General features: G+C 73.2%; 10 protein-coding genes. 5 read left to right on the forward strand and 5 right to left on the reverse strand.

The window, feature by feature from the left end; translation table 11 throughout:
* Positions 1 to 60: 60 nt before the first annotated feature.
* The 3 genes from OG965_RS16370 to speB all read right to left on the reverse strand — a co-directional run bounded on the left by OG965_RS16370 (position 61) and on the right by speB (position 3,856).
* Complete coding sequence (locus OG965_RS16370) at positions 61 to 993, reverse strand: serine hydrolase (RefSeq protein WP_371652811.1); 933 nt, start codon at positions 991 to 993, stop codon at positions 61 to 63.
* 224 nt (positions 994 to 1,217) lie between these two features.
* Positions 1,218 to 2,888, reverse strand: coding sequence for a thiamine pyrophosphate-binding protein (locus OG965_RS16375; RefSeq protein ID WP_371652812.1), 1,671 nt, complete (start codon positions 2,886 to 2,888; stop codon positions 1,218 to 1,220).
* Positions 2,885 to 3,856, reverse strand: a complete 972-nt coding sequence (gene speB, locus OG965_RS16380) for an agmatinase (protein WP_371652813.1) — start codon at positions 3,854 to 3,856, stop codon at positions 2,885 to 2,887. Before speB ends, OG965_RS16375 begins: the two co-directional genes overlap by 4 nt.
* A gap of 154 nt (positions 3,857 to 4,010) precedes the next feature.
* Between speB and OG965_RS16385 the strand changes: the two genes are divergently transcribed.
* The 3 genes from OG965_RS16385 (at position 4,011) to OG965_RS16395 (ending at position 7,551) form a co-directional block, all read left to right on the forward strand.
* A complete protein-coding gene (locus OG965_RS16385; RefSeq protein WP_371652814.1) occupies positions 4,011 to 5,456 on the forward strand; it encodes a PucR family transcriptional regulator ligand-binding domain-containing protein in 1,446 nt (481 codons plus the stop codon).
* Positions 5,457 to 5,533: 77 nt separating this feature from the next.
* Positions 5,534 to 6,691: an acyl-CoA dehydrogenase family protein gene (locus OG965_RS16390; RefSeq protein WP_371652815.1), complete on the forward strand. Its 1,158-nt coding sequence runs from the start codon at positions 5,534 to 5,536 to the stop codon at positions 6,689 to 6,691.
* Positions 6,688 to 7,551, forward strand: a complete 864-nt coding sequence (locus OG965_RS16395) for an acyl-CoA thioesterase (RefSeq protein ID WP_371652816.1) — start codon at positions 6,688 to 6,690, stop codon at positions 7,549 to 7,551. The genes OG965_RS16390 and OG965_RS16395 overlap by 4 nt, the downstream gene beginning before the upstream one ends.
* 119 nt (positions 7,552 to 7,670) lie before the next feature.
* Here OG965_RS16395 and OG965_RS16400 read toward each other — a convergent pair whose 3' ends face one another.
* The gene (locus OG965_RS16400) at positions 7,671 to 8,450 is read right to left on the reverse strand and encodes a phosphatase (RefSeq protein ID WP_371652817.1); all 780 of its coding nucleotides are present in this window, start codon (positions 8,448 to 8,450) and stop codon (positions 7,671 to 7,673) included.
* 81 nt (positions 8,451 to 8,531) lie between these two features.
* Complete coding sequence (locus OG965_RS16405) at positions 8,532 to 9,122, reverse strand: TetR/AcrR family transcriptional regulator (RefSeq protein ID WP_371652818.1); 591 nt, start codon at positions 9,120 to 9,122, stop codon at positions 8,532 to 8,534.
* A 110-nt stretch (positions 9,123 to 9,232) separates the two neighbouring features.
* On the opposite strand from OG965_RS16405, the gene OG965_RS16410 reads away from it, so the two are divergent.
* The gene (locus OG965_RS16410; RefSeq protein ID WP_371652819.1) at positions 9,233 to 10,864 is read left to right on the forward strand and encodes a carboxyl transferase domain-containing protein; all 1,632 of its coding nucleotides are present in this window, start codon (positions 9,233 to 9,235) and stop codon (positions 10,862 to 10,864) included.
* Between the two features lie 14 nt (positions 10,865 to 10,878).
* Positions 10,879 to 12,834 (forward strand): acetyl-CoA carboxylase biotin carboxylase subunit, encoded by a 1,956-nt coding sequence (locus OG965_RS16415; RefSeq protein ID WP_371652820.1) that lies wholly within the window; start codon positions 10,879 to 10,881, stop codon positions 12,832 to 12,834.
* Positions 12,835 to 12,840 lie beyond the last annotated feature (6 nt).

The raw sequence follows: 12,840 nt of genomic DNA on the forward strand, positions 1-12,840 counted from the left end.
GCGAAAGACCCGCCTCTGGTCCTAGGACCGGGCGGGTCTTCCGGGGGCGTACGGGTCGGGCTAGCGGCCCCGGACCGTCGTGACGAGGTCGCGGCCCGCGGGGGCCTCGGGCACCGGCGGGATGGCCTCGCTCGCCACCGTCGGCCGCTGCCACTTCGGCGGGTTCCAGGGCTTGCCGCCCTCGGCCGGGCGGCCGAGGTCCGCGTGGACGGCGCGGGCGACGGCCTCGATGGTGTTGATGCCCTGGCTCATCGAGCTGTTGTCCTCGGTGAGGACGGCGATGCCGTAGTCGTGGCCGCCGTCGGTGAAGGCGCCGATGCTGTGCACCCGCCAGCCGTGCGTGGCGCGCGGCAGCCAGCCGTTCTTGAGCTGCACGGTCGTACCGCCCGGGGCGCCCGCGGGGGTGCCCCAGCGCTGGTCGGACTGGACGCGATTCATCAGGCCCAGCTCGTACTCGCGGGCGTCGTCGCTGAGCACCGAGTTGCGGGAGGTCAGCAGCGCGAGCAGCTTGGCCTGGTCGCGGGCGGTGATCCGGGTCAGGCCCCAGTAGCCGCCGGAGCCCGGCGTCGTCTGGGTCATCCCGGCGGCCTGGAGGAACGCGGACACCTTGGAGGTGCCGAGCTGCTTCCACAGGGCGGTCGTCGAGTCGTTGTCCGACGCGGTGATCATCTTGGTGGCCAGGGCGCGCTCGTTCGAGGTGAGCGAGCGGTGCTGCTTGCCCGCGTCCCACAGCAGCGTCGCCAGCACGGTGGCCTTGACCACGCTCGCGGAGTCGAAGGTGTCGGTCGCCCGCAGCTCGCACTTGGTGCCGGTGGAGCGGTCGTACAGGGCCACGGCCGTCAGCGACGAGCGGCCGCTGAGCGCCGAGGTGATGTCCTTGGACAGCTTGGCCGCGAGACCGGCCTTGTTGGAGGTGCAGGTCACCGATGCGGCGGCGGAGGCCGGCGTGGCACCCGCGACGACCGGCGCGAGCACGCCCGCGGCTACGGCCAAGGAGAGCGCGCCGCGGCGCGCTCTGCGGGATATTCGCGATGTGCGGAGTTGTCTGGGCAAAGCGTTCCCGTCCCCGGAAAGTCATGAGGCGAGCGCACCCCCGTGGTGCGCCCGCCTGAGATGACTCGTCGCGAACGGGAAAGTTGCCCACTGAACCTGTCACAGCTCTGTCACGGGCGGACAGAAACTGGTCGGATTACGGCATTACGGATCGGAACCCGGCACTACAGATGCGTCGGAGCGAACATCCTCAGCACGGCGGGCAGCACGACCACCGAGGGCCCGGGGGCCGCCAGCGCCTTGCCCAGGTCCTCCTGGAGCGACTCCACGCTCGTACGGACCGCCGGCACGCCGAAGGACTGGGCGAGCGCCACGAAGTCCGGGCGGGCCAGCTCGGTCGCGGTGGCCTCGCCGAACGCGTCCGTCATGTACTCGCGCAGGATGCCGTAGCCGCCGTCGTCGACGATCAGCCAGGTCACCGGCAGGTCGTACTGCTTCGCGGTGGCGAGCTCGGCGATCGAGTACATCGCGCCGCCGTCGCCGGAGACCGCGAGCACCGGCCGCGTCGGGTCGGCGGCCGCGGCCCCGATCGCCGCCGGGAAGCCGTAGCCGAGGCCGCCCGCGCCCTGGGCCGAGTGCAGCGCGCCCGGCCAGGCGGACCAGGCCCAGTACGCCAGGATCGTCATGTCCCAGAAGCTGGGCGCGTCGGCGGGCAGGGCCGCCCGCACCTGCGCCAGGATCCGCTGCTCGGCCTCCAGGTCCTGCCCCGCGAGGCGCTCGCGCACCTTGGTGAGGACGGTCCGCACGGACGCGGCCGCCGCCGGGTCGGTGCGCTCGCCCACGGTCTCCAGGAGCGCCGAGAGCGCGATACGGGCGTCCGCGTGGATGCCGAGCGCCGGGTGGTTGGACTCCAGCTTGCCGAGGTCCGCCTCGATCTGGATCACCCGGCCGCGCGGCCTGAACGTGTGGTAGTTCGAGGAGAGTTCGCCCAGGCCCGAGCCGACGACGAGCAGGACGTCGGCGTCCTCCAGGAAGTCCGTGGTGTGCCGGTCCTCCATCCAGGACTGGAGCGAGAGCGGGTGCTCCCAGGGGAAGGCGCCCTTGCCGCCGAAGGTGGTGACCACCGGCGCGTCCAGCCTCTCGGCGAGCGCGCGGAGCTTGCCGGAGGCGTCGGAGCGTACGACACCGCCGCCCGCGATGATCGCCGGGCGGGCCGCGTTCGTCAGCAACTCGGCGGCCACGGCGGTCAGTTCGGGGCGCGGCACCAGCTCGTGCGGGGTCGCGTCCACGGCCGTGACGACCGGCAGCGGGGTCTCGGCGAGCAGCACGTCCTGCGGGATCTCCACCCAGACCGGGCCGTGCGGGGCGGTCAGCGCCGACTCCCAGGCCGCCGCGATCGCGGACGGGATCTGGGACTGGGAGCGGACCGTGTGCACGGACTTCACGACGTCCCGGAACGAGCCCTGCTGGTCGCGGAGTTCGTGCAGATAGCCGTGGCGGCCGCCACCGAGTCCGGCCGTGGGCACCTGACTGGCGATGGCGAGCACGGGGGCGCTCGCCGCGGCCGCCTCCTGGAGCGCGGCCAGCGACATGAGGGCGCCGGGGCCGGTGGACAGCAGCAGCGGGGCCGCCTCGCCGGTGACCCGGCCGTACGCGTCGGCGGCGAAGGCGGCGTTGTTCTCGACGCGCAGACCGACGTACGTCATCGACGAGCGGCGCAGCGCGTCGAACATCCCGAGGGCGTGCTGGCCGGGCAGCCCGAAGACGGTGGTCGCGCCGAGTCCCCGCAGGGTCTCCATGACCAGGTCGCCGCCGATGCGGCCGGGCGGCGGGTTCAGGGCCGCCCGGGTCTGCGCCTCGGTGGGGCGCAGCACCACGTCGTGGTCGTGGGTCACTTGGCGGCCTTGGCCGCCGCGATCTGTCGGGACATGATCGTCGTGAGCTCGTACGCGGTGTGGGAGGCGGCCACCGAGGTGATCTCGGCGTGGTCGTACGCCGGGGCGACCTCGACGACGTCGGCCGAGACCAGGTTGCAGGAGGCCAGGCCGCGCAGGATCTCCAGGAGCTCGCGGGAGGTCATGCCGCCCGCCTCCGGGGTGCCGGTGCCGGGGGCGTGCGCCGGGTCGAGGCAGTCGATGTCGATCGAGATGTAGAGCGGGCGGTCGCCGATGCGCTGGCGCAGCTGGTCGGCGATCTCGTCGGCGCCGCGGCGGTAGACGTCGGCCGAGGTGACGATGCCGAAGCCCATCTTCTCGTCGTCGGTCAGGTCCTGCTTGCCGTAGAGCGGGCCGCGGGTGCCGACGTGGGAGAGCGCCTCGGTGTCGAGGATGCCCTCCTCCACCGCGCGGCGGAACGGGGTGCCGTGGGTGTACTCGGCGCCGAAGTAGGTGTCCCAGGTGTCCAGGTGCGCGTCGAAGTGGAGCAGCGCGACCGGGCCGTGCTTCTTGGCGACCGAGCGCAGCAGCGGCAGCGCGATGGTGTGGTCGCCGCCGAGCGTCATCAGCCGGGCGCCGGTACCGAGCAGGTCGTCGGCGGCGGCCTCGATCGTGTCGACGGCCTCGTTGATGTTGAACGGGTTCACGGCGATGTCGCCGCCGTCCGCGACCTGGGCCAGCGCGAAGGGCGAGGCGTCCTGGGCCGGGTTGTACGGGCGCAGCAGGCGCGAGGCCTCGCGGATGGCGTTGCCGCCGAAGCGGGCGCCGGGGCGGTAGGAGACACCGCTGTCGAAGGGCACGCCGATCACGGCGACATCGGCGGTGCCGACCTCGTCGAGGCGGGGCAGCCGGGCGAAGGTCGCGGGCCCGGCGTACCGCGGGACGCGGGACGAGTCGATCGGACCGCGCGGCGTTTCGTTGCTGCTCATGTGAAGTGCCCTTCGTGATCGGCCCGCGTCGAACCCGGCGGCCTGTGGTTCCCGCGGGCCCGTGCGGCCCGCGCTGGCCACCCTAGGTGGCCGTCCAGCGATACTGAAGTGTACGTTTCCTCCACTTAAGGCCCCACCGATGTACGGAGTGACCATGCCTGCCGAGCCCGCGGCGGCCCCACCCACCACTCCCGTCCCACTGGCCGCCCTGCTCGCCCGGCCGGACCTCGGCCTGCGGCAGATCGCCGGGCCGCCGGGGGCCGAGGTGCACTGGGTGCACACCTCGGAGATGGCCGACCCGTATCCGTATCTGCTCGGCGGGGAGCTGCTGCTCACCGCGGGCGTGCAGCTCACGGACCCGGAGCGCTATGCGGCGCGGGTCGCGGAGGCGGGCGCGGCGGCGCTGGGCTTCGGGCTCGCGCCGGTGCACGACACGGTTCCGGCGGCGCTGGTGGCCGCCTGCGAGCGGCACGGGCTGCCACTGGTCGAGGTGCCGCCGCCGACCACGTTCACGGCGATCGCCCGCGCCGTGTGGGGCCTGATGACCGAGGCCCGCCACCACGAGCTGCGCCGGGTCTCCCAGGCCCAGCAGGGCCTCGCCTCGGCGGCCGCCCGCCCCGACCCGGTCCCGGCGGTCCTGCACCAGCTCGCGACGCGGCTGGGGGGCTGGGCGGGGGTGCTCACGGCGGACGGCGCGGTGCTGGCCGGCTCGGGTCCCGACCGGCCCGACGAGGTGCGGGACGCGGTGCGGCGACTGGCGCGGGTGGTGACGGGTCCGGCCTCCGGCGGCCCCAAGGCGCTGACCGCCACCGACGCCGTCGCCGGGGAGCAGCTCGCCGTCCACGCGCTCGCCGGGGCCCGGGGGCTCGCCCTCGGGGTCGCCGTTCCCGGGCGCGAGGCCGGCGACCACACCATCGCCGGGGTCGCGGCCGTCCTGCTCTCGCTGCTCACCGCCGAGCGGCAGGGCGCGGACGAGGCCACCCGGTCGGCCGCACTGGTGCGGCTGCTGCTCGGCGACGCCCCGGCCGAGGTCGCGCCGCTGCTCGGCGAGGCGCCCTGGACCGTCGTCCACGCGCGCGGTGAGGGCGCCCCGCCCGACCTCGGCAGCCCGCTGGTGGAGGCGGGCGACGGCCACGCGCGCGTGCTCGTCCCCGGCGGGCAGGACGTCGGCCCGCACCCCGGCTGGACCCTGGGGGCGAGCGCCCCCGTGGGGGCCGGGGAGCTGGCCGCCGCCGACGCCCAGGCCGCCCGCGCCCTGCGCCGGGCCGAGGCGGCCCGTTCGCCCCTGGTGCGCCACCGCACCGGCGGCTACGCCTCGCTGGTGGACCCGGCGGAGGCCGCCGCGTACGCGCGCCGGATACTCGCCCCGCTCGCCGAGCCGCTGCTCACGACCCTGCGCACCTGGCTCTCGCTGCACGGCAGCTGGGACCGCACGGCCGTGGCCCTCGGCGTGCACCGCAACACCGTCCGCCAGCGTCTGGCCCGCTGCGCCGCGCTGCTCGACGCGGACCTGGACGACATGGACGTCCGTACAGAGCTGTGGCTGGCACTACGGAGTGCGGCCGGAAGTGCTGAGGCTCACTCTGGACAGTGCGAGTGACCGCCGGGTAACTTCGTATTTCAATCTCTGAGCAAGCGCTTAGCCAAAGTCGCCGCCACCGTCGAAGGAGAAGCTCCGTGCGCCGTACGGTATTCAACGAGGACCACGAGGCGTTCCGGGAGACCATCCGGGCCTTCATCGAGGCCGAGGTCGTCCCGGTCTACGACGAGTGGTTCGCCGCCGGCCAGGCGCCGCGCGACTTCTACTACAAGCTCGCCGAGCTGGGTGTCTTCGGCATCCGCGTCGACGAGGAGTTCGGCGGCGCCGGCATCGACTCGTACAAGTTCGAAGCCGTCATGTACGAGGAGACCTCCCGCGCGGGCGTCCAGTTCGGCGGCTCCGGCGTGCACGTGCTGCTCGGCCTGCCGTACATCAAGACGCTCGCCGACGACGAGCAGAAGAAGCGCTTCCTGCCGAAGTTCGTCTCCGGCGAGGAGATGTGGGCCCTGGCGATGACCGAGCCGGGCACCGGCTCCGACCTCGCGGGCATGAAGACCACCGCGAAGCTCTCCGAGGACGGCACGCACTACGTCCTCAACGGCGCCAAGACCTTCATCACCGGTGGCGTCCACGCGGACCGGGTCATCGTCTGCGCCCGCACCGCCGCCCCCACCGCCGAGGACCGCCGCCACGGCATCTCGCTGTTCGCCGTGGACACCAAGTCCGAGGGCTACTCCATCGGCCGCAAGCTCGACAAGCTCGGCCTGAAGACCTCCGACACCGCCGAGCTGGCGTTCGTCGACGTGAAGGTCCCGGTCGAGGACCTCCTCGGCGAGGAGAACAAGGGCTTCTACTACCTCGGCCACAACCTCGCCTCCGAGCGCTGGGGCATCGCCTTCGGCGCCTACGCGCAGGCCAAGGCCGCCGTCCGGTTCGCCAAGGAGTACGTCCAGGAGCGCACCGTCTTCGGCAAGCCGGTCGCGCACTTCCAGAACACCAAGTTCGAGCTGGCCGCCTGCCAGGCCGAGGTGGACGCCGCCGAGGCCGTCGCCGACCGCGCCCTGGAGGCCCTGGACGCGGGCGAGCTGACCCCGGCCGAGGCCGCCTCCGCCAAGCTGTTCTGCACCGAGGTCGCCCACCGCGTCATCGACAGGTGCCTCCAGCTGCACGGCGGCTACGGCTTCATGAACGAGTACCCGATCGCCCGTCTGTACGCCGACAACCGCGTCAACCGGATCTACGGCGGCACCAGCGAGATCATGAAGACGATCATCGCCAAGGACATGGGTCTGTGACCGAGGCTCTGGATGCCCTGCTCGATCTGCTCGACCTTGAGCAGATCGAGCAGGACTACTTCCGGGGCCGCTCACGCTCGGCGCTCGTACCCCGCGTCTTCGGCGGGCAGGTGGCGGCCCAGGCGCTGGTCGCCGCGGGCCGCACCGTCCCCGGGGACCGGCCGCCGCACTCCCTGCACGCGTACTTCCTGCGCGCCGGGGATCCGGGCGCACCGATCGTCTACATGGTCGACCGCATCCGCGACGGCCGCTCCTTCACCACCCGAAGGGTGGTGGCGGTCCAGCACGGCCATCCGATCTTCCACCTCTCCGCGTCGTTCCAGACGTACGAGGAGGGTCTTGAGCACCAGGCGGACATGCCGCCCGCGCCGGACCCCGAGTCGCTCCCGACGGCGGCCGAGATGCTGCCGCGCCATCTGCCCGCGGACGTCGCCGCCCGTCTGGTCGAGGCCCGCGCGGCCGTCGACCTGCGCTACGCCGACGTACCGCCGTGGGGCAGCGTCGGCACCCCGCGCGAGCCCCGCTCGCAGGTCTGGTTCCGTACGAACGGCAAGCTCGCGGACGACCCCCTGCTGCACATCGTGCTCGCCACCTACGTCTCCGACATGACGCTGCTCGACTCGGTGCTGCTCGCACACGGCCGGGGCGGCTGGGCGGTCGGGGACGTGGTGGGCGCGTCCCTGGACCACGCGATGTGGTTCCACCGGCCGTTCCGGGCCGACGAATGGCTCCTGTACGACCAGGAGTCACCGTCGGCCTCGGCGGGCCGGGGCCTGGGCCAGGCCCGGATCTACACCCAGGACGGCCGTCTGGCAGTCACCGTCATCCAGGAGGGCGTGGTGCGGGTCCCGCGCCCCTGAAGGGCCTGCCTTACGTACGCGGTGACCGCGACCGCCTGCTTTTAGGGGCGCGGGGAACTGCGCGACCAGCCACCCACGGTCCGCAGACGAGAACCCGCCCCCGCCCCCACGGCGCGACCTCAGACCAACTCGGCCGCACCCAGCAGATACTCGGTCATCGGCTCGTAGAACCGGGGATCGACCACGTGGTCGTCCAGCGGCACGGCAACCTGAAGCGTCCCCTCCGCCTCCGCCAGGAACAGCGCGGGGTCGTTGCAGTCGGCGTACCCGATCGCATCGATGCCGCGCTGCGCCGCGCACCCGGCCCAGCCGTGGTCCGCGACGACCAGATCCGGCAGCGCCCGCCCCTCACGCTCCAGCGCATCCAGGATCGCGGCCATCGGCGCGGGCGAGTGCGTGTGCCACAGGGACGCGCCGCGCTCGAAGAGCGAGACGTCCGCGAACTGCACCACACAGCCCTCGTCGGCCAGCACCCCGTCGGGGATGCGCACGATCTCGCAGCCCGCGGCGCGCAGGGCCGCGGCCGTCCTGCTGTGCACGTCGATGAGCGCGCCCGGGTGGCCGGTCGCGAAGAGCACCCGCTGCTTGCCCGCGGCCGCCTTGCGCAGCCGCGCCGCCATCCGCTCCAGGGCGTCGACGGTCAGCTCGGGGTCGATGGTGTCCTGGCCCGTGCGGTGCCCGGGGTCGTCGACGACCCCGCAGCGCTCGGCCATCACCGCGAGCACGTCCTGCTCGTCGGTCCAGCGGTCGCCCAGCTCCAGGCCCAGCCAGTAGTGGCGGTCGCCGTTGGCGAGCTTGCGGTAGTGGGAGAGGTTGTTGTCGCGGGGGGTGGCGACGTCTCCGGCGATACGGGTGCGGACGAGGTGGTCGACGAGAGCGGCACGGCTGGGTATCGGCATGCGCTCCATTCTGCCCCGGTGCGCGGCGGCGGGCTCCGTCCGTCCCGCGCAGTGGACGCGCGCACGCGCGCGTGGCGGCACTCAGCCCGCGAGCGCCGCGAACGCCCCGTGCGCCAGGCGCCGCAGCAGCGCCTCCGTGGCCGTGCGGCCGGGCAGCCCCGCCCCGTACGACCCCAGGTGCGGCGTCGAGTTGAGCAGCCCGAACACCGCGTGCACCGCCGCCCGGACCTCGGCCTCGGACCCCGGGTACAGCTCCCTTACGACCCCGACCCACAGCTCCACGTACTGCCGCTGCAACTGCCGCACCAGCTTGCGGTCGCTGTCGCGCAGCCGGTCCAGCTCACGGTCGTGGAGCGTGATGAGCGCCCGGTCGTCGAGGGCGAAGTCGATGTGGCCGTCGATGAGCGAGCCGAGGACCGCCTCCGGGCCCCCGTCGGCCTCGGCGACGCGCTTGCGGCCGCCGTCGTACAGCCGCCCGCTGATCCCCACGAGCAGCTCCGCCAGCATCGCGTCCTTGCCCGCGAAGTGCCGGTAGAGGCCGGGGCCGCTGATGCCCACGGCCGCGCCTATCTCGTCGACGCCCACGCCGTGGAAGCCGCGCTCGGCGAAGAGGCGCGCGGCCTCGCGGAGGATCTGCTCGCGTCGGGTGGGGGCATCGGTCCGGGTGCTCATGAGAATTCATTCTAGACAACGCGGTTAGCGCTCGTTAACCTGGAGGAAATGAGTTAACGGTCATTAACATCCGGCCGGAAGACTTCGTACGGGCAAGGGGGCTCGACACGATGCAGCAGGCACCGGTCCTTGGGAGCGCGGCAGATCCCGCGTCCGAGGCGTGGCGGGCCAACGAGGAGGCGCACCGCGCCCTCGGCGAGGAGCTGCGCGCCAGACTGGCCGCGGCCCGGCTCGGCGGCGGTGAGCGGGCCCGCGAGCGCCATGTCGCGCGCGGCAAACTGCTGCCGCGCGACCGGGTCGACACCCTGCTCGACCCCGGCTCGCCGTTCCTGGAGCTCGCGCCGCTCGCGGCCGACGGGATGTACGGGGACCAGGCACCCGCCGCCGGGGTCATCGCCGGGATCGGACGGGTCAGCGGCCGCGAGTGCGTGATCGTGGCCAACGACGCCACGGTCAAGGGCGGCACGTACTACCCGATGACGGTGAAGAAGCACCTGCGCGCCCAGGAGGTGGCCCTGGAGAACCGGCTGCCGTGTCTGTACCTGGTCGACTCCGGCGGCGCCTTCCTGCCGATGCAGGACGAGGTCTTCCCCGACCGCGACCACTTCGGCCGGATCTTCTACAACCAGGCCCGGATGTCCGGCGCCGGGATCCCGCAGATCGCGGCGGTCCTCGGCTCCTGCACGGCCGGCGGGGCGTATGTCCCGGCGATGAGCGACGAGGCCGTGATCGTCCGCAACCAGGGCACGATCTTCCTCGGCGGCCCGCCGCTGGTGAAGGCCGCCACCGGCGAGGTCGTCACCGCCGAGGAGCTCGGCGGCGGCGAGGTCCACTCGCGCACCTCCGGCGTCACCGACCACCTCGCCGAGGACGACGCGCACGCCCTGCGGATCGTGCGCAACATCGTGGCCACCCTCCCCGCGCGCGGTGAGCTCCCGTGGAGCGTGGAGCCCGTGGAGGAGCCCAAGGCCGATCCGTACGGGCTGTACGGGGCGGTGCCGGTCGACTCGCGCACGCCGTACGACGTCCGCGAGGTCATCGCGCGCGTGGTCGACGGCTCCCGCTTCCAGGAGTTCAAGGCCGAGTTCGGCCAGACGCTGGTCACCGGCTTCGCCCGGATCCACGGCCACCCGGTCGGCATCGTCGCCAACAACGGCATCCTGTTCTCCGAATCCGCCCAGAAGGGCGCCCACTTCATCGAGCTGTGCGACCAGCGCGGCATCCCGCTGGTGTTCCTCCAGAACATCTCGGGCTTCATGGTCGGACGGGACTACGAGGCGGGGGGCATCGCCAAGCACGGCGCCAAGATGGTCACCGCCGTCGCCTGCACCCGCGTCCCCAAGCTGACGGTCGTGGTCGGCGGGTCGTACGGGGCGGGGAACTACTCGATGTGCGGCCGCGCCTATTCGCCGCGCTTCCTGTGGATGTGGCCCAACGCCAAGATCTCGGTGATGGGCGGCGAGCAGGCCGCCTCGGTGCTCGCCACCGTCAAGCGCGACCAGTTGGAGGCGCGCGGCGAGAGCTGGCCGCTCGACGCCGAGGAGTCCTTCAAGGACCCCATCCGCGCCCAGTACGAACAGCAGGGCAACGCCTATTACGCGACGGCCCGGCTGTGGGACGACGGGGTGATCGACCCGATGGAGACCCGCCAGGTCCTCGGGCTCGCCCTGACGGCCTGTGCCAACGCCCCCCTCCCCCAGCGGGACTACTCGGCGCCCGGCTTCGGCGTCTTCCGGATGTGAGACGGACCATGACGATGTTCGACACAGTCCTCGTCGCCAACCGGGGCGAGATCGCCGTCCGCGTCATCCGCACCCTGCGCGCCCTCGGGGTGCGCTCGGTCGCGGTGTTCAGCGACGCGGACGCGGACGCCCGGCACGTGCGGGAGGCCGACACGGCCGTGCGGATCGGCCCGGCGGCGGCGTCCGAGAGCTACCTCTCCATCGACCGGCTCCTGGAGGCGGCCGCCAGGAGCGGCGCGCAGGCCGTCCACCCCGGCTACGGCTTCCTCGCCGAGAACGCGGCCTTCGCGCGCGCGTGCGCCGAGGCGGGCCTGGTCTTCATCGGCCCCCCGGCGGACGCGATCTCCCTGATGGGCGACAAGATCCGCGCCAAGGAGACCGTGCGGGCGGCCGGTGTCCCGGTCGTGCCCGGCTCCTCGGGCAGCGGTCTCACGGACGGCCAACTGGCCGACGCGGCCCGCGAGATCGGCATGCCGGTGCTTCTGAAGCCCAGCGCGGGCGGCGGCGGCAAGGGCATGCGGCTGGTCCGCGAGGAGGCGGCGCTCGGCGACGAGATCGCGGCCGCCCGCCGCGAGGCCCGCGCCTCCTTCGGCGACGACACGCTCCTGGTGGAGCGGTGGATCGACCGCCCCCGCCACATCGAGATCCAGGTCCTGGCGGACGGCCATGGACACGTGGTGCACCTGGGCGAGCGCGAGTGCTCCCTCCAGCGCCGCCACCAGAAGATCATCGAGGAGGCGCCCTCGGTCCTGCTCGACGAGGAGACCCGGGCCGCGATGGGCGAGGCGGCGGTCCAGGCGGCCCGCTCCTGCGGCTACGCGGGCGCGGGCACGGTGGAGTTCATCGTCCCGGGCAACGACCCGTCCTCGTACTACTTCATGGAGATGAACACCCGCCTCCAGGTCGAGCACCCGGTCACCGAGCTCATCACCGGCCTGGACCTGGTGGAGTGGCAGGTGCGGGTCGCCGCGGGCGAGGAACTGCCGTACGGGCAGGAGGACATCACCCTGACCGGCCACGCCATAGAGGCCCGCATCTGCGCCGAGGACCCCTCCCGCGGCTTCCTGCCCTCGGGCGGTACGGTCCTGGCGCTGCGCGAGCCGCAGGGCGAGGGGGTCCGCACGGACTCGGGGCTGAGCGAGGGCACCGAGGTCGGCAGCCTCTACGACCCGATGCTCTCCAAGGTCATCGCGTACGGGCCGGACCGCGCGACCGCGCTGCGCCGGCTGCGCGCGGCGCTGGCCGACACGGTCACCCTGGGCGTGCCCACCAACGCCGGATTCCTGCGCCGGCTGCTCGCCCATCCGGACGTGGTCGCGGGCGACCTCGACACGGGCCTGGTCGAGCGCGAGGCCGACGCGCTGGTGCCGGACGGGGTGCCGGACGAGGTGTACGCGGCGGCGGCGCTGGTGCGGCAGGAGGGGCTGCGCCCCTCGGCCACCGGCGGCTGGACCGACCCCTTCTCGTTGCCGAGCGGCTGGCGCATGGGCGGCGAACCGGCGCCCCTGGCCTTCCCGTTCCGAGTACCGGGACTCGAACCCGTCACTCATGTGGTGCGGGGCAAGGCCGCCGGGCGGGTCTCCCCCGGCCACGTCAGCGTCGAACTCGACGGCCTCACCCACACCTTCACCACCGCCCCCTCCCCGGAGGGGACCTGGCTCGGGCGGGACGGGGACAGCTGGCACGTGCTCGACCACGACCCCGTCGCGGCGAGCCTCACCGGCGCCGCGCGCGGCGGCCTCGACACGCTGGCCGCGCCGATGCCCGGCACCGTCACCGTCGTCAAGGTGGCGGTCGGCGACGAGGTCGACGCGGGCCAGAGCCTGCTGGTGGTGGAGGCGATGAAGATGGAGCACGTCATCTCCGCCCCGCACGCCGGCACCGTCACCGAGCTGGACGTCTCCCCCGGCTCGACCGTCGCCATGGACCAGGTCCTGGCCGTGGTGACCCCGAAGGAGGAGGACCAGTGACGCTGC

The organism is Streptomyces sp. NBC_00224 (assembly GCF_041435195.1).
Classification (GTDB): Bacteria; Actinomycetota; Actinomycetes; order Streptomycetales; family Streptomycetaceae; genus Streptomyces.